This is a genomic window from Solibacillus sp. FSL K6-1126, assembly GCF_038003445.1.
GTDB lineage: Bacteria > Bacillota > Bacilli > Bacillales_A > Planococcaceae > Solibacillus > Solibacillus silvestris.
Map to the genome: position 1 here is coordinate 1,673,849 of NZ_JBBOPD010000001.1, position 17,702 is coordinate 1,691,550.

Annotated in this window: 15 protein-coding genes; 13 read left to right on the forward strand and 2 right to left on the reverse strand. The window is 36.5% G+C overall.

Annotation, left to right across the window (positions count from 1 at the left end):
* Positions 1 to 8: 8 nt before the first annotated feature.
* Positions 9 to 995 carry a GGDEF domain-containing protein gene (locus tag MHH44_RS08075; protein WP_340798246.1) on the forward strand — a complete coding sequence of 329 codons (987 nt, stop codon included), beginning with the start codon at positions 9 to 11 and terminating at the stop codon, positions 993 to 995.
* Positions 996 to 1,129: 134 nt separating this feature from the next.
* On the opposite strand, the gene MHH44_RS08080 is transcribed toward MHH44_RS08075, so the two are convergent.
* Positions 1,130 to 1,996, reverse strand: a complete 867-nt coding sequence (locus MHH44_RS08080) for a transcriptional regulator (protein ID WP_065217123.1) — start codon at positions 1,994 to 1,996, stop codon at positions 1,130 to 1,132.
* Positions 1,997 to 2,439: 443 nt separating this feature from the next.
* Between MHH44_RS08080 and MHH44_RS08085 the strand changes: the two genes are divergently transcribed.
* The 9 genes from MHH44_RS08085 to MHH44_RS08125 all read left to right on the forward strand — a co-directional run bounded on the left by MHH44_RS08085 (position 2,440) and on the right by MHH44_RS08125 (position 10,616).
* Complete coding sequence (locus tag MHH44_RS08085; RefSeq protein WP_340798247.1) at positions 2,440 to 2,991, forward strand: sigma factor-like helix-turn-helix DNA-binding protein; 552 nt, start codon at positions 2,440 to 2,442, stop codon at positions 2,989 to 2,991.
* A complete protein-coding gene (locus MHH44_RS08090) occupies positions 2,984 to 3,151 on the forward strand; it encodes a YvrJ family protein (RefSeq protein ID WP_008408942.1) in 168 nt (55 codons plus the stop codon). Before MHH44_RS08085 ends, MHH44_RS08090 begins: the two co-directional genes overlap by 8 nt.
* A 14-nt stretch (positions 3,152 to 3,165) precedes the next feature.
* Positions 3,166 to 3,351: a hypothetical protein gene (locus tag MHH44_RS08095; RefSeq protein WP_008408944.1), complete on the forward strand. Its 186-nt coding sequence runs from the start codon at positions 3,166 to 3,168 to the stop codon at positions 3,349 to 3,351.
* Positions 3,352 to 3,984: 633 nt separating this feature from the next.
* Entirely contained in the window at positions 3,985 to 5,799 is a 1,815-nt protein-coding gene (locus tag MHH44_RS08100; protein ID WP_340798248.1) for a hypothetical protein, read from the forward strand.
* A 221-nt stretch (positions 5,800 to 6,020) separates the two neighbouring features.
* The gene (locus MHH44_RS08105) at positions 6,021 to 6,503 is read left to right on the forward strand and encodes a DUF2975 domain-containing protein (protein WP_340798249.1); all 483 of its coding nucleotides are present in this window, start codon (positions 6,021 to 6,023) and stop codon (positions 6,501 to 6,503) included.
* A gap of 11 nt (positions 6,504 to 6,514) precedes the next feature.
* The gene (locus MHH44_RS08110) at positions 6,515 to 6,730 is read left to right on the forward strand and encodes a helix-turn-helix domain-containing protein (protein WP_339264265.1); all 216 of its coding nucleotides are present in this window, start codon (positions 6,515 to 6,517) and stop codon (positions 6,728 to 6,730) included.
* A gap of 32 nt (positions 6,731 to 6,762) precedes the next feature.
* Entirely contained in the window at positions 6,763 to 8,007 is a 1,245-nt protein-coding gene (locus MHH44_RS08115) for a DUF4153 domain-containing protein (RefSeq protein ID WP_340798250.1), read from the forward strand.
* Between the two features lie 190 nt (positions 8,008 to 8,197).
* Positions 8,198 to 9,751 carry a class I adenylate-forming enzyme family protein gene (locus tag MHH44_RS08120; RefSeq protein ID WP_340798251.1) on the forward strand — a complete coding sequence of 518 codons (1,554 nt, stop codon included), beginning with the start codon at positions 8,198 to 8,200 and terminating at the stop codon, positions 9,749 to 9,751.
* Between the two features lie 82 nt (positions 9,752 to 9,833).
* Positions 9,834 to 10,616, forward strand: coding sequence for an enoyl-CoA hydratase/isomerase family protein (locus MHH44_RS08125; protein WP_340798252.1), 783 nt, complete (start codon positions 9,834 to 9,836; stop codon positions 10,614 to 10,616).
* 131 nt (positions 10,617 to 10,747) lie between these two features.
* On the opposite strand, the gene MHH44_RS08130 is transcribed toward MHH44_RS08125, so the two are convergent.
* Positions 10,748 to 12,562 (reverse strand): serine hydrolase domain-containing protein, encoded by a 1,815-nt coding sequence (locus MHH44_RS08130; RefSeq protein ID WP_340798253.1) that lies wholly within the window; start codon positions 12,560 to 12,562, stop codon positions 10,748 to 10,750.
* A 185-nt stretch (positions 12,563 to 12,747) separates the two neighbouring features.
* Here MHH44_RS08130 and MHH44_RS08135 point away from each other — a divergent pair, with 185 nt between their 5' ends.
* The 3 genes from MHH44_RS08135 to MHH44_RS08145 all read left to right on the forward strand — a co-directional run bounded on the left by MHH44_RS08135 (position 12,748) and on the right by MHH44_RS08145 (position 17,291).
* Positions 12,748 to 13,725 (forward strand): NADPH:quinone reductase, encoded by a 978-nt coding sequence (locus tag MHH44_RS08135; protein WP_339264269.1) that lies wholly within the window; start codon positions 12,748 to 12,750, stop codon positions 13,723 to 13,725.
* Positions 13,726 to 13,891: 166 nt separating this feature from the next.
* Positions 13,892 to 15,730 carry a hypothetical protein gene (locus MHH44_RS08140; RefSeq protein WP_340798254.1) on the forward strand — a complete coding sequence of 613 codons (1,839 nt, stop codon included), beginning with the start codon at positions 13,892 to 13,894 and terminating at the stop codon, positions 15,728 to 15,730.
* A 133-nt stretch (positions 15,731 to 15,863) separates the two neighbouring features.
* Positions 15,864 to 17,291 carry an aldehyde dehydrogenase family protein gene (locus MHH44_RS08145; RefSeq protein ID WP_340798255.1) on the forward strand — a complete coding sequence of 476 codons (1,428 nt, stop codon included), beginning with the start codon at positions 15,864 to 15,866 and terminating at the stop codon, positions 17,289 to 17,291.
* Positions 17,292 to 17,702: the final 411 nt, after the last annotated feature.

Consider the following 17,702-nt stretch of genomic DNA (forward strand, 5'->3'; position numbering starts at 1 on the left):
GGTGAATTATGATTGAAATGCATCGTAGAAATTCTTTATTACTTCTTTTAATAAGTATTTTTTACTTTACACAAATAATATTTAATATTGTCATGGAAGGAATAGAGAGCATATTTCCTCCAGCAATCTTTTTTGGGGTATTTGGGCTCATCATGATATTGTTGATTCTAAAGAAAGTAAATGCCAAATTTACAATGTATGTGATGGTCGGTAGTATGTATATTTATTTTTATTATCTGCTTAACGATTCTCCGTATTTAGTAAATTATCTCTTCATGTGGCTCGCTCTTCCGCTTAGTGCCATTTATCAACAGATAAAAGCCGTTTTGATGTCAGGGATCGCTTCGATTATTCTTACATTCTATTCGTTTTTTTACCTTCACGATGAAATCTTCCCGAACGTCATCAAGGAAGACTTTATATATTTAGTACTGTTTGGAATTTTTATTACGGTTTTGCATATTACATTCATTCTTAAAGTTAGAGCGGCCAATGACAAGTTACAGGACTTAGCCTATCATGATCCTTTAACCGGAGCAGCAAACCGTTTATTGCTTAAGGAAAAGTTTGATGTGATGAAGCATGAGAATGTCGACTCAATTGCATTATTGTTCCTTGATATGAATGGCTTTAAAAACGTAAATGATACATATGGCCATGAAGTTGGGGATCAGTTATTGCAAATTATTGTTTTAAGGATAGATGGTGTATTGAGAGATACGGATTTACTTTGCCGATTAGGTGGAGATGAATTTATCGTTCTAACGTCTAATATCGATCAGTCTATAGTAGAAAAGATTGCAGATAGAATCCAATCTGCACTAGAGAAACCAATGATTTTAAATCAACATATAATTAATGTTTCGGCAAGTATTGGATGGCACTACACAACGGAAGTTTTAAATGCTAATTTAGATGAGATGATTAAAGAGGCGGATCGAGCAATGTATAAAGAGAAAGAATTGAAAGATTTACCAGGCAGTACGATCAACTAATAAAAAATATAGTAGAGGCTAGGATAAAAACCGCCTCAAAATCAAAAGCCGTTCAAATTTGAACGGCTTTTTTGTGACTAGTTCGTAGCAGGAGGAAGCTTTCCAGGGGCAAGGTAGATGTTTAATTCCTCGTTTTAAACAATATAATTTGAGTATTTTTCGACTTCTGTTTTTAATATAGATAGTAAATCGAACTGATCTAAAACTTCCAACATGTTCATCCCTTTATGACTCCAATATAATCCGCATTTGCCCATATTGTTCAAACAAATACCCTTACGTATATAACAGATTGATAAATTAATAAAATGTTTTTCTATTTTACACAGTTCGATTGAGTTTTCTAATTGCTTTAAAGCCATATTATAATCGCTATTTTTTAAATATAGCAGCGATAGATTAATTAAGAAATTTATTTTTATCCGATTTATATTCTGGAAATTTTTGTACTTTTCAATGTGCCGAAAAGCAAATGTTTTCATTTCCACAGCAGTTTCAATTGGAAAAATATATAGTATAGAATTTAGTAAAAAGATATCGGATAAATACAAATTGTCTCTACGAGATAGTTCTTCCCAAATGGGCTCAGCAAGTAATTTTGCGTAATGAATATCGTTAGTATTGGCTAATATAGCTAGACTTTTTATAATAATGTTTATTTTATTAATTAGTTTATCCTCTGGAAATTCTTTTAAGAATGAAATACAACTTTGCTGTAATTGCAATAATTTTTCTGAATTATTATAGGTTTGATTATAAAAATTATTAATAATTTCATCTCTTAAAGGCATGGTATATCCATTATCGATATATCTAAATTCTTCATAGGAAGTTTCTATACGTACTAGAAATTCACTTAAGGTAGAGTGTTTTATATCTTTATTTTCTCCTAGTTCAAATTTGGAGAAATTACCTTGAGTACAGATATTGTTTGATACATATTTTTGCGAAAATCCTTTGCCAACTCTGATTTTTTTTATAGTTTCTCCATAATTATTCATAATATCCTCCCAAATATTCTTTTACTAATATTATAAGCCGGGAAAGTGTAAATTATGTAAAATAAGTAAAAAGGGGGGGTGAGAACATGATTGATATAATTATTATCGCTCTAGATTTGTGGTTAGTAGGAATTGGGGGAGGTTAATAAGACTTTTTTACAGTAGCATTTGGTGTGTGATAACGGGATGGCACCAGTATCAAGTAGTAAGATTCACAACTATTACTGCTGGTGCTCATCTTGTATTATCTAGTGTACCATCAAGGTTGGAAAATTACATCAATAGGGATATTTTTAATATCCCTATAACTAAATTTTTGGTTGTATTATTCTTTGGAATTTCCCCTATATATAATAAGAAGGTAAACGTTCTATTCGGTCTTTTTTAATTAAAAACGAACGGAAGTTCATGTTTTAAGAATAAAAAGATAAGGGGTTTGAGGAATGAAAATTTTAAATCCTGATGTCGTGAATAGTAATGTGTTTAAACGGTTTTTAGAGATTGAAAAATATAACAAACTGTATAATGCATACTTACAGGAACCGACAAATACTAATGCGGATTCTTTAAATGAACAATTTAAATATTTTGAAAGACAGATCATACGTATCGCCTATATCAAAAAAGCAATTATTTATGAATCCAGAAAATTTGATTCAAAGTTAAGAGAGCACAATAAGAAGTATGAATTGAATTTGGATGCTCCAATAAATGAAGGCCTGGCAATGGTAGACACAGTTCAAGATGAAAAATCTTTTATACAATTCGAAAACATTTTTGAGAATGACTTAGAGAGCTTGTTGAGTGATGAACTGTTAATAACCTTATTAAAACGTTTAAATGCTAAGCAAAAACAGGTTTTGTATTATCGGTATGTAAACGAGTTAACTGAGAAGGAAATTGCGAAGATTTACAATGTATCACAACAAGCTATTTCTAAGATGATTCATAAATCAATTAATATTTTAAGAGAAGGGAGGGAGGGGGATGATTGAAGGACAGCTGTTTCAAATATTAGGGAATTTCGGGTTTCCTATTACCATTGCGATTTATTTATTAATGAGATTCGAAGGCAAAATTGATTCATTGCGAAATTCGATTGACTTATTATCGAACGACCTCACGAAGTCAACCCATGATAGGAGTAAAAAATAGAGGGGAGGTTAACTATGGTCGAGCAGTTAGATCCAAATGAAATTATTCAAGTAATAAAAAGAATGGAACCTGTCATTTCATATTCTTCACTGCAAACTAGAATGGAAAATCGGGATGACCTTAAGCAGCACCTTTATGAAGTTACCATTAAAACTTTAAAAAATACGGTTTTTGTACAACCAAAAGGATTGTTTAAATGAATAGAATAGTTGGTGAGGCATTTTGATATCTAAGGAGTTCGTTGCATCTTTGGATTATTAAAATGCCTTTTTAATTGATATTTGCCTTTCGCATGGAAGTTATATAAAAAATAATCCAAGAAACTCGCCTGATATTTCAAAGGTGTTAAAAGTGATACATAAGGTGTTTTACTGTATAAACTGCATTATTTGGGGGTTTTCCATATTAATAAGTTTTGGAAACAGTAATAATAGGGAGAAAAATGTCTTTTTTATTTAGATAATTTTTACTGACATGAGATATATGTAAAATAATTTAACCTAGTTATACACTAAAGGAAATTACATGAAATAACATACAGAGCAAGTATGAAAGCGTAATCATTCTATTTTAAGGGAACGATTTTGGCTGTCTTTTTTATTTCGTATGTTGCAAAATTCGAAAAATTCGTAATGGAGTCATCAGCTCTTTTAATCTGAGTTAAACAATATTGTAATATAATTTTGGTATATTCTTAACAGGCAGTAGATGGTGCTGCCAAAAAAATTGAGGAATCATTTTACTCGGTTCAATCAGAGGTGAAACGATCAATACCGGGAGTAATGAAAAATCCATCCTATCAGTACAAAATACGAATTAGGAGCGATCAAGTAATGAATAAAAAACAAATGGACTCTAAAACAGCGAATAAAAATTTTTCTAAGAAAGTAGCGCCACTAGTGATGTCAACATCATTTATAGCTGCATCATTTTTAGCGGCTGGTGCACCTATTTCTGCAGCAGAGCTAGATGCAAAGGATGTTAATCCGGAAATTATTGAACACGCAAAAAATCATGGACAGAAAGTGTCTGAATTTGCAAAGAGCCTGCCAGGTTCTCCTGAAAAAGGGAAGCTTGTTAGCCAAGTAGCCCAACAAAAAACCGAAACTACGGATGAATTAGATAATATAGATGAAACAACAGATGAGGTTGTTGAAGATGGTGTAGCAGAAGTGCCAGAAACACCGGCGACTGAAGAGGATCAAGTAGAAGAAGGTGTAAATGAGGAACCAGCACCAGAGTCTGATGATGACCCAGTAGAAGAGGGTGAAACTGAAGAAGATCAAGCAGAAGAAGAGGTAAATGAGGAACCGGCAGCACCGGTAACTGAAGAAAATCAAGCAGAAGAAGGTGCAACTGAAGAACCGGCAGCACCAGTAACTGAAGAAGATCAAGCAGAAGAAGAGGTAACTGAGGAACCGGCAGCACCGGTAACTGAAGAAGACCAAGCAGAAGAAGAGGTAATTGAGGAACCGACAGCACCAGTAACTGAAGAAGACCAAACAGAAGAAGGTGCAACGGAAGAACCGACAGCACCGGTAACTGAAGAAGATCAAGCAGAAGAAGGTGCAACGGAAGAACCTGCAGCACCTGTAACTGAAGAAGAGCAAGCAGAAGAAGAGGTAACTGAGGAACCGGCAGCACCGGTAACTGAAGAGGACCAAGCAGAAGAAGGTGCAACGGAAGAACCGACAGCACCAGTAACTGAAGAGGACCAAACAGAAGAAGGTGCAACGGAGGAACCGGCAGCACCGGTAACTGAAGAGGACCAAGCAGAAGAAGGTGCAACGGAGGAACCGACAGCACCAGTAACTGAAGAAGACCAAGCAGAAGAAGGTGCACCAGAAGAACCGACAGCACCGGTAACTGAAGAAGATCAAGCAGAAGAAGGTGCAACGGAAGAACCGGCAGCACCGGTAACTGAAGAAGATCAAGCAGAAGAAGAGGTAACTGAGGAACCGGCAGCACCAGTAACTGAAGAAGATCAAGCAGAAGAAGGTGCAACGGAAGAACCGGCAGCACCGGTAACTGAAGAGGACCAAGCAGAAGAAGAAGAGGTAACTGAGGAACCGACAGCACCAGTAACTGAAGAGAACCAGGAAGAAGATGGAACATCAGAAGGTGACGTTACTTCATGGATAGAAGGATCTTATCAGTTTATCGATAATAGCTATCAAAGCCTAATTAACTACTATCAAACTCATATTGAACAATATTTAAGTAATATTGATTCTGAACAATCTAATGAAGAACCTGAAAATGTTCCAGTAATTGATGAAACAACTGAGGCTGATACTGATGTTGTTGAAACGGTTCCAACAGATGTAGAGGAAGATACGGCACAAAATCTTCCGGTTGATGATACAGTTCTACCAACTGAAACTGAAGAAACGTTGGAAACTCCAGTAAATGTAGATATTGAAGAGCTACCTTCTACTGTAGAAACTCCAGAGCAGGTAACTGAAGAAGGGGATAACACTGTTTCAGAACCAGTACAAGAACCCGTACCAACAGAAACGGAAGAAATTAGTGTAGATTCTGAAAAGGAACAAAATCAAGCTGATAAAATCGCATTAAAAGATAAAGTGGTTGGTTATTATCAAGATCTTGTAGCATCATTCTCTAACTTTTTAAGCTTCCTAAAATAAGAGAGACAAAGTGAAAATAATTAAATAACAGCTAGTAAAAGCTTGGAAAGCCTTAATTAATAAGGTTTTTCCAAGCTTTTTATTTGTTAGGAAAGCAATTTATTTAAAGTGGAACACTAATATGCAATAAATAAATAACGAAATTTGATATAAATTTATTGATTATCGATAAATAATGTATTAAGATCAAAAGTGAAAATATATAAGTGAGGTGCGTTTTTATGGAAAAAGTAACTACGTTGTTTTTAAAAGTTGCTGTTATTTTTTTAGGAATTCCAGTTTTGGCGCTATGTATCTTTTTAGTTCCTGAGCTGGCAAATGTTGCAGCTGAAATGCTTCCGGATTTTGCTTTCATAAAGTATTTTGTTTACATTGCTTTCGATGCTTCGGCGATTCCTTTTTTCTTTGCTTTGTATCAGGCTTTCCAACTTTTACGCTATATCGATAATAATAAAGCGTTCTCCAATTTAGCTGTGAAACCTCTAATGAAAATAAAATACTGTGCGATAACAATCAGTGTTTTGCATGTGCTAGTTTTACCGCTTTTTTATGTCTTTGCGGAATTGGACGACGCACCGGGAGTTATCTTTGTCGGATTGATTGTTCCTTTTGCTTCATTGGTAATTGCAGTCTTTGCAGCTGTTCTTCAAAAACTTTTACAAGAAGCAATTAATTTTAAATCTGAAAACGATTTAACGGTCTGAGGTGAATAGCAATGGCAATTATAATCAATATTGATGTGATGTTAGCAAAAAGGAAAATGAGCGTAACAGAACTTTCGGAAAAGGTGGGGATCACGATGGCGAACCTTTCTATATTAAAAAATGGGAAGGCAAAAGCAATCCGGTTAACAACTTTAGAAGCCATTTGTAAGGCGTTAGAATGCCAGCCTGGTGATATTTTAGAGTACAAAAGTGATGAAGACTGTTAACTATTACAGCGGAAATAAAGGGAGGGAATTCAATGGAGAGTAGTAATTTGGTTATTGAAAATAGTACTAAACCCGATGTACTCGAGAGAATGTATAGAAAAGACCCGAACGCTTTTACCAGGTCATTCAAACAAGCATGGGAACAAAATCCTGATTCTCCAATTCTGAGTGTTTGGTATGAAAGACTGAATTTCAGCGAAAAGGAAAAGAAGTCGTCGATGCTTGAAAATGGATTTATTTTCATGGGCATACTAGCGATTATGGCAGGGGTAAGTACGAGAATCATATTCCATTTTATCGAACAGGAAACAATTGCTCCCATTAATTTGGCATTTGGTATTATTCCCTTTATTGCCGCCTATTTTGTTTACAAGCATACTCCTAAAAGAAGTATTATTTATTCTTTAATAGCCTTATTTCTAGTTTCGGGAGTATATTTGAATTTGCTGCCCTTAGATTTCAACAGTGATAGCATTATTTTAGCTTATTTACATTTCCCCATATTCTTATGGGTATTGTTAGGGCTTGCATATACAGGAAATGATTATTTACAAAGCAGTACAAGATTAGCATATATTAAATTTAATATAGAATATGGTATTCTCTATGCCAGCATGGCAGTAAGTGGGATGGTTCTTGCATTATTAACGATGCAGTTGTTTAGCTTTATTGGCTTGGATATCGGGGACTTCTATTTTAGTAATGTCGTGTTATTTGGTGCAGCGGCACTTGCAATAGTAGGTGTGCACCTCGTTTCAATGAATTTAAAGCTTGCTAAAAATGTTACACCATTTATAGCGAAAATTTTTAGCCCTTTAGTTTTAATCACTTTGCTCGTATATCTCGTAACAGTCATATCAGTCGGAAAAAATCCGTTTTTGGACCGCGACTTTCTGATTGCCTTCAACGGAATACTACTTGGCGTCCTTGCTGTTACAATATTCTCCATTACCGAGAAAGAACCGGATGGTAAAAAGAGCATCTTTGACTATGTCAATATGGCATTAATCGTTGTTGCGCTCATCATTGACAGTGTTGCATTATCAGCGATTATGTTCAGGATTACTTCTTATGGTATTACCCCTAATAGGCTCGCCGTTTTAGGTGTAAATATACTGATCTGTGCAAATCTGCTATGGATTATGATTTCCTATATGCGTTTTCTACAAAACAAATCCGGACCGATTGCTATCCAAAATGCCGTGGCGAAATATTTGCCGGTATACGGAATATGGGCAGTTTTCGTTATATTTACTTTTCCGGTGATTTTTAATTAGTCATATAGCAATTACAAGCAAAATATAAACGACCTCTGCTTTTTTGAGCAAGGGTCGTTTTATTTTTCTATGGACTTTACAAATAGAGTGGACATTCTATAAAGAGAATAGTCATTCTAAAAATATCAGCGATTGAATATTTATTAATAATAACAACTTAATAATAATTTTAGAAAGAAAGGTGATGGAGATGGAACAAAAAGTATTATCGATGTCCCAACAACTGTTGATAGGGGAAGCGCTTAAATATGCTGCACATAATGTTCCTGAAAGGGATGCGTTTATTTATGGAGATCGTCGAATAACCTATCGGGAACTTTTGACGCGTTCGATTCATTTAGCGGGATGGCTTCAAGCGCAAGGGATTGGTGTAAATGATAAAGTTGGATGTTTGCTGAAAAATGGACTGCCCTTTGTCGAACTATATTTTGGTGTCTCTTTATGTGGTGGCGTTTTTGTCCCGATCAATTTCCGTTTAGTTTCTAAGGAGATTGAATATATCGTTAACCAATCCGATGTAACTATCTTATTTATTGAAGAAGAATTTATCGAAAGCATTCGCTCGATTAACTTGCCTCAAGTTAAACTCATTGTCCCAATTAAATGCGGGGATTCCGAACTTCAAACAAATATGATTTCATATGAGGCAATATATAGTACACCTGCTGACTACGAGGAAGTAAATTTCACTGACGAACATGCACATGCAATTATTTATACATCAGGAACAACAGGTAAACCAAAGGGCGCAGTGTTAACCCATAAAAATTATTATATGAATGCGATGAATAAACTCTATCATTCTCCACCTAGAAAGGGAGCAAAGCAACTGATTATTCCTCCTCTTTTCCATGTTGCAGCTCTATCCTCTCTTTTACAAAATTGTCTAATAGAAGGCACAATTATTTTGAATCGTGAGTTCCAGCCGGATATTGTTCTAAAAACGATTCAGGATGAAAAAATTGAAACAATGTTTATGGTTCCTGCGATGTGGAATTTTCTGTTTCAAGTGCCAAACTTATTAGAATATGATTTAAGTTCGATGACAAACTGCGCTTTAGGAGGAGCAATCTGTCCAATTGAAATAAAGAAGAAGATTTTGCAAGTATTTAAAAATGCAAGTATTTTAGAAGCATTTGGGCAGACAGAAATGAGTCCCTCCACAACATATTTAGCGGGTGAAGATGCACTAAGGAAGACTGAATCAGTTGGAAAACCTTCTATAAATGTAAGAGTAAGAATCGTGGATGAAGAAATGAATGATGTGCCTATTGGAGAAGTGGGAGAAATTGTGTACCAGGGACCCATTACAATGAAGGAATATTATAAAAATAAGGAGGCCACAAAAGAAGCATTTAAAGGGGGATGGTTTCATAGCGGCGATTTAGTTCGAATGGATGAAGAAGGATTCATTTATGTAGTAGACCGGAAAAAGGATATGATTATTAGTGGTGGTGAAAACATTTATCCGAAAGAATTGGAAGATGTTTTATATGCTCATCCGGATATTTTGGAAGCTGCCGTAGTGGGTATTCCCGATCCTCAATGGGGTGAGGCTGTCAAAGCATTTATTGTCTTAAAGCCTGGTAAACAGATGACTGAGGAACAGGTAATTCAATATTGTCAAAATAGCATTGCCTCGTATAAAAAACCCCGGGCAATTGAATTTATAGAATCTTTGCCTAGAAATGCAACAGGAAAGGTACTTAAAACGGTTTTACGTAAGGGAGCGTACCAATTATAACTACAAGAATGTACAGAATCCAGGTTTTAATTTTCGGAATAGTCATAATTTTCCGGGAAATAATGAAGGAGGCAGAAGCGGCTTGCTTAACAAAAGGATACAAGTGACAACTGCAGAAAATGGTGTTTGTACCGTTAAATTAAATCGCCCTCAAGTGAGAAATGCGCTAGACCTTCCAATGCGGGAAGAATTAAGAGATTTCTTTACTGAAGTTAAAAACAATGATGATGTGAAAGTAATTGTTTTAACAGGTGAAGGAAATACGTTTTCGGCGGGCGGGGATTTAAGTGCGTCAAAAGAGGTTGATGGGGCAAACGAACGGAAGAGACTGCAATCGGGACATGAGATGATTTCTTCCATTGTAAATCTTGAGAAACCTGTTATCGCTGCAGTAAACGGAGCGGCAGCTGGAGCAGGGGTAAGTCTGGCATTAGCTTGCGATATGATCATTGCAAATCAATCTGCTGTATTCATTCAAAGCTTTTCAAAAGTTGGGTTAATTCCTGATTTAGGTGCAATCTACTTTTTACCTAGACTCATTGGAAGACATCGGGCACTTGAAATGATGTTTTTGGGAGACAAAGTATCAAGCGAGCAGGCTTTAGATCTTGGGATTGTTAATCGAGTAGTTGGAGACGAGTCGTTGACAAATGAAGTTTACAAATTAGCGGAACAGCTTACAGAAGGTCCACAAATGGCTCTAGGATTAATGAAGAAATTAGTAAATAGAAGTGTTCTTGATGATCTGTCCCAATCTATGGAGCTAGAAGGATTTGCACAAGCAATGTGTTTTGAGTCGGCAAATTTTAAAGAGGGTGTCGAAGCCTTCTTTGAAAAACGAAAACCTGTTTTTAATAAATCATAGATCGAAAAAATTGATTTCATGAAGAATGTACCGGGTGCATTGACAATCCTAATTTTTTTCTGCACCAGGTACATAATGAAATAAAATAATTATGAAAGCTTGAAACGCAAGTGCAAATGCAAAAGGATTAATTAATAATAGAGCTCCCAGCAAAGAATGAGTACGACGAGTAATAGTGCTGACATATATGAACATACATAGCGAATTTTTATCCCACCTGCAGGCTTTATTTTTCTCCAGTTTAAAAATAGCGTTACTAGACAAATGGCTACGAAGGCGATATATGCGAAATTCAGCCAAAAATGAATTTTTAAGGCTGAGTAAGAAACATAATTCAAAGTTCTATATGCTAAAATTATGATATTTATAAAAGGTATAATATTCGTGGAAAGTAAAAGCAATTCCCATTTATCTATAACTGTCCCTCTGACTGCTTTTTTTCGATTGATGATTTTTTTGATAAACAAAATCACTAAAACTATGAGCGTATACAAACCACTAAAAGCTGCCGCTATGATACTAAAAATATTAATGATTTTCATATTTTGAGAGACAGGCAAAAAATCACTTGTCGGCATTGAAATCTTTTCCACGCTACCACCATTCAGCGTAACATGAAAATATATACGGTAATCATCTAAAGATCTATAAAGATAAGGCGCGATTTGTTCAATCTCCATCCCAAAAGCATTCACTCTGTTTGTTTCTGTCGCTTCAAAATGACCAATACTAAGGGCGCTGTACAGTTTAGTGAAACCTTTATAAGGTTGCCTTGCCATAAAGTAACTTCCATCAAGCTCATGCGCATTTGGCATTGTTTGCTTGCCAACATCAGCAGAATACTCCCCGTACACAAGGATTGGCAAACCGTAACTCAGTCCTGCTTCACCCGCCTGATTAGTAAAAACAATTACGCCCAAATTTTTATCTTTTGAAAAGGTAAAATTGCTTGAAAAACTATCTGTATTTCCTGCATGTTCAAACACTTCAACTGTATATAGCCCTTTCCAAAAACCATGTGCATTACGTGGTACGCCATCGTCATAAACATCACTTGTCGTCAGCATTTCATCTAATGTACGATTATTGTGAAACAATGGGCTGTTCTCGCCGTCTGCCGGCATAAGAGCCAACATGAATTTAGCTGCATCCTCGATTGTACCAATTGCACTTCCGGCGGGATATAAACCGATAAAGATTCGTTCATTTTTAGAAATAGTAAATTCATCGTTGCTGCTCACAATATATCCATAAATGTCATCTCTTTTTATTTTTACATTGTCGTTATCTTCCTGTGTCGGATGAATCGTTGTGTCCTTCATACCTAATACAGAAAATATATGCTCGTTCACATAATCATAAAAGGGCTGTTCTGTAAGCTGTTCCACAATAAAGCCTGCGAGTGCTACACCATAGTTTGAATAGGCGACTACACTTCCTGGTTCGTGCACTTGATAAGGCTCAGTAATATGAAGCATTTCTTCCAAAGGCTTTATTTCGTTTGCTGACATATAGAAAAGATCTGTAAATTTTTCTTCCCAGCCAGCATTATGGTGCATAAGGTTCAACATTGTAATCGGAGCATCATGCCGTATTTTTGTCAAAAATCCTTCCGGTAAATACGTACGAATATCTTCATCTAATTTCAATTTCCCTTGCTCTACAAGCTGCATCACACTGGTCCACACAAGAAGCTTCGTAACGGAGCCCCATTCAAATACAGTATCAGTTGTGACTTTTACCTGATTTTCAACATCAGCAAAGCCATACGACGTATTCAAGAAAATTTCTCCGTCCTTTATAATCAGTACATTGGCTCCAGCTGTAGAAGTCCCGATGTATTTCGAAGCATATTCATTCACACGGTCCTTTAGATCGGTATAAGCAATCCCTGAAGGTGTAGACATAAGTTCTTTTGCAGAAACAACTGGTACAAAACTTAGCACCAGTACAACTACCAATAAAATTATTTTTCTTATTATTTCTCTCCTCCTCTTATATCAATACATACTAAATAATTGAAATATTACAATTTTAAATAATTTACATATGTTTTTAAGCGAAGCTATCTGTATACAAATGATAATTTTTCTAATATTCTTAATACAAAATAGATAATGGGGTGAAGTAAGTGAAAACGATACGAATCAATCAATTTGGTACTTCAGAAAATTTAGTAGTAGAGCAGGCAGAATTGCATACGCCAGCTGAAAATGAAGTACTGATAAACCTTTATGCAGCAGGCGTGAATCCAAGTGATGTTTATACTTCTACAGGTACATATGCGATAAAACCGAATCTTCCGTATACGCCAGGCCTAGACGGTGCTGGAATTGTGGAAAAGATCGGCGAGCAAGTGACAAACGTAAAAGTAGGGGACCGAGTATTTATCGCGAGCTTGCCGAATGGTAAGGCGACCGGTACATTCGCACAACAGATTGTTTGTGAATGCCGCTTTGTTCATCCGATTCCTCAGCATATTTCGTTTGAACAAGGAGCAGCATTAGGAGTTCCGGCATTGACTGCATACAGAGCAGTAGTTGGAAGAGCAAACGTGCAGTCAGGGCAAACGGTTTTCATTCACGGAGCTAGTGGCGCTGTAGGTTTGCAGGCTGTTCAAATCGCAAAAGCTTTAGGTGCAAAAGTGATTGGAACAGCAAGCCGTGATTCCGGGAAACAGCTTGTAAAAGAAGCCGGCGCGGATGTCGTGCTGGATCATATTAAAGAAGAAACAATGAATGCAGTTTTGGAAGCCAATGACGGCAAAGGCCCAGATGTTATTATTGAATTTCTGGCTAACGAAAATCTGCAGACCGATTTGCAGATGATTGCTAAGCACGGCGTAATCGTTATTGTCGGAAACCGTGGAGAAATCGAGATTAATCCTCGTCTAATTATGCAAAAAGATTGTGATGTACGGGGCATGGTGCTGTTTAATGTGTCTGCAGAAGAACATCAGGAACTGATTCATGGTGTGGCAAAGCTTCTTGAATCAGAACAGCTCAAACCTGTTGTTGGTTACAGTTATCCGTTAGAACAGGCTGGCAAGGCATTTGATGCCGTAATCAAGGGTGAACATAACGGGAAAGTAGTTGTAATAACTCAATAATAGATTTTTGGACTAGTAAATATACTAGTCCTTTTTTTATCTAACAATACTCATAAATAATTTGAATACTTATGTTACTATTTTGTTAGTTTACAACTATTTAACAAAAAGTTATCAAAGATTGTTATGATAGTTGTATAGAACGAGAGGAAAAGGTAGCAAAAAAATGGGATTTAAAGAAGAATTTAAACGGGAAATGCGCAATGTCAAAAGCGATGTTGCGAAAGAAGTGGAAAAGCATTGGGTCCTCGATTTTGAAGGTCATCAAATAGAAGTAATGAATGGCATGATGGAAGAAATATTAAAAGTAGATGGACAAATTATTGCAAAGAATGTACGGAAATCAATCTGGTCGCATATTGTACCATTTTCAACGCTGAAAGGAACATTCCAATCAAACAGCGGTAAAACACATAAAGTATATGTGAAAATAGGCGGTTTTGTTAAATTGAATGTAACAGTAAAAGTGGATGGAAAACAGCTGATGCATGAGGCTTTGAAACTTCATTTTTTACCTTGGACAAATAAGGAGTACATTGTTCCTTTTTTAGAAGAACAATTTCAACAGAACCAGCAGCTTATAACAAAAGATTTGCCGGATGACGAGTTTTTATATGATGAACATCATCCGAAATTTGCACCGGGGTTTGCAGACCAGCTTCATCAGGAAGCCGTAACGCCATTTTATACTAAAAAGCTGATAAAGTTATTTTTGGAACAGGCCGTGAATCCGAACGATCAGACACGGAAAGCAACTTACGAAAAAATTAAAGATGAAAAGGTTATCAGCTACTTCCATGAATTTCTGGAACTGTTTTATGAAGAGGAAAAGGATGAAAATCGTGTGAAAGAAGAGGCAATTTGGCTTCTGGAACATGCGGCACATCGTGAAGTCGTTAAATTTGCACTGCTTGTTCTGGGTACTGTGAAATGTGAAGAGTATAAGCAACGCTTGAAAGTGATTGCATTGCATGAAGAATTCACCGGCGTTGCGTTATATGCATTGACTAATGGTACAACAAACAGTAATGAGACGGTGTGGTATATTGCGAAAAATGTTTCGGACTGGGGTAAACTCGAAGCATTGAATTTCCTGGATGCTTCAAATGAAGAAATTCGCCAGTGGATATTACTGGAAGGTCTAAAAAATACCGTACCGGGAAATGCCTCAGCATTAATGTGTGCTGAAAAAGGTAAACTTGATATTGAACTGCATGAAAAAATTATTTCCGGGAAAATATTTGACGGTGCTGGGGCGATAATATTAGCTCTTCTATATGAAGGGGCGTACCAAAGATTGGACGAGTATGAATACGCGGGTCAAGTTCTGATGCGCTATACGCACCATGCGAAAACACATTGCCGTACCTTCAACCAGTTTTACATTTTGACACAAATTCATGAATACTTGCAATATGATGAGGAAACATGGGAAGACCGCTTTTCTTCTAACTGGAAACCGCATGAAAAGCGCGCGGTTGAAGAAAATATTGAAGAAATTTCCCGGAATCCTATATGGCTGCAGCAAGCGATGGAAATTCTGCAAAATGACCAAGACGATGAAGATGAGGCGTTAGCAGTAGCCCAATTTTATAAAGCGGATATTACTGACATCGTATTTCAGAAATTAAAGAATAATCCGGAAAACGTACAATATTATTATTCATTATTTGCTGTAAAAGATCCGAAAATTATCGAACGGCTAATAGGAATTACGGAGTCATTTGGAGATTTCAATGAACTGACGAACGATCAGAAAGTTGTTGTTTTATCTCTTATTGAAGAATTGGATCAGTATAATGGTGTTGGTCTGAATTTCATTGGGCAAGCGCTAAAAACTACTGACGACCATCTGCAGTACATGGCGATTCTGACATTGCACTCATTCGATCGTGCGTATTGGCGAGGTACGGAAATCGAACAGCTTGTTGGACGTTATGCAAAAGAATCCAAAGATGCGGATGTGAAAGAAATCGCTAAGCAATTGCTTTCAATAAATGAATAGATAACGCTTTTTAAAAATTCGAAGTGCTATTACAGGCTTCGAATTTTTTTGTGTTCTAAGGTGAATTTCAAATGTTTACAGACAAGCACAAAGGGAATATTTTTTATAAGTCGATTTATAAAGGAGTTTGATTATGCTAAATCATACAAAACAGTACATCAATGGGGAATGGGTTAATTCTACTGGAACAGATACTATTGAAGTTATTAATCCGGCGACAGAAGAAGTAGTTGGTAAGATTAGCAGCGGAACTGAAGAAGATGTGAATCGAGCGGTCCAGGCAGCAAAGGAGGCGTTCCCGGCATTTTCTAAAATGTCAGTGGACGACCGTATAAAGCTTTTAGAGGCAATTGCTGAGGAATATGAAAAACGTAAAGACGATTTAGTAAATATAATGACCGCTGAACTAGGTGCGCCTATTACAAAGTCGGAGGAAATCCACTATAAGATGGGGCTTTCACACTTTAAACAGGCGGCAGAACAGTTAAAAACCTTTAAGTTTACGGAAGAACGAGAGAAATCCTATATTCAAAAAGAACCGATTGGTGTAGCAGGTCTGATCACACCGTGGAATTTCCCTACAAATCAGATTTCCACTAAGCTTGCCAGTGCATTGGCAGCAGGTTGTACGATGGTTGTGAAACCCGCTTCCCAAACACCTTTTGCAGCAGTAATTCTGGCGGAAATTTTGGATAAAGCCGGTGTTCCAAAAGGCGTATTTAATCTTGTCAATGGTTTGGGTTCAACAGTTGGTGAGGCAATCAGTTCTCATCCGGATGTCGATATTGTATCGTTTACAGGATCTGGAGAAGTAGGCAGCGGTTTAATGAAAAATGCTGCAGAAGGTATTAAAAATATCTCCTTGGAACTTGGAGGCAAATCGCCTTTCGTTATTTTAGAAGATGCGGATGTAAAAGAAGCAGCAAAAACGGCATTGGCTCAAATTGCTATGAATACTGGGCAAGTATGTTCTGCTGCTACACGCATGATTGTACCGGAAGAAATGCATGATAAGTTCATAGAGGCAATGAAAGAATTAGTAACAGAATTCCCAGTTGGCGATCCGCAGGACAAAAACACATTTATGGGTCCGCAAGTTTCAAAAGACCAATGGGAAACGGTTCAGTCCTATATTAAAAAAGGTGAAGAAGAAGGTGCAAAAATTGTAATCGGCGGCCCTGGCAGACCCGATGGAATTGATAAAGGATTCTTCTCCCAAATAACCGTTTTCACAAATGTGAAAAATGATATGACAATTGCACAAGAGGAAATTTTTGGTCCGGTTATGTCGGTTATCACTTATAAAGATTTAGACGAAGCAATTGATATTGCCAACGATACGATTTATGGTCTTGCCGGTTATGTATTCGGAAATGATAAAGAAAAACTGAAGAAAGTCGCTTTATCAATCCGAGCGGGACAAATCCGTATAAATAATAGTGAAACGGATCGATCGGCACCATTTGGCGGATTCAAACATTCTGGTATTGGCCGTGAATGGGGCGATTATGGAATCGAGGAATTTCTTGAGCCAAAAGCGATTATGGGAATGCCGTTATAATCGTGAAGCTGTCCAAGTATCAGTGACTTGGGCAGCTTTTTTTGTGCTTTGGAGAAACGTTAGGATTTTATTAGAACAGTTGGAGAGTTTATTAGAAGAAGTGTATTGGTTATTTGAAAATCTCAGTGGGATATTTGAAAAGTTGCCCCTCTTATTAGAAGAAACATGAAATATATTAGAACTTCGGGATTTTATTAGAACATATAAAAATATATTAGAAGATTTAAGAGTTTATTAGAAAAGCGGTACCTGACACCCCCGAAAAGAATCAACTAATATTCAAGTTATCCACAAGTAACTGAAAATTTAGAAAATTATTGCGCGGGCAATATCTGCACGTTTCTCTTGTCCCTACAATGATTGCCTCAATTTCCTTTGCTTAATTTCAAACGTAAATTAGGTTTTTCCTGA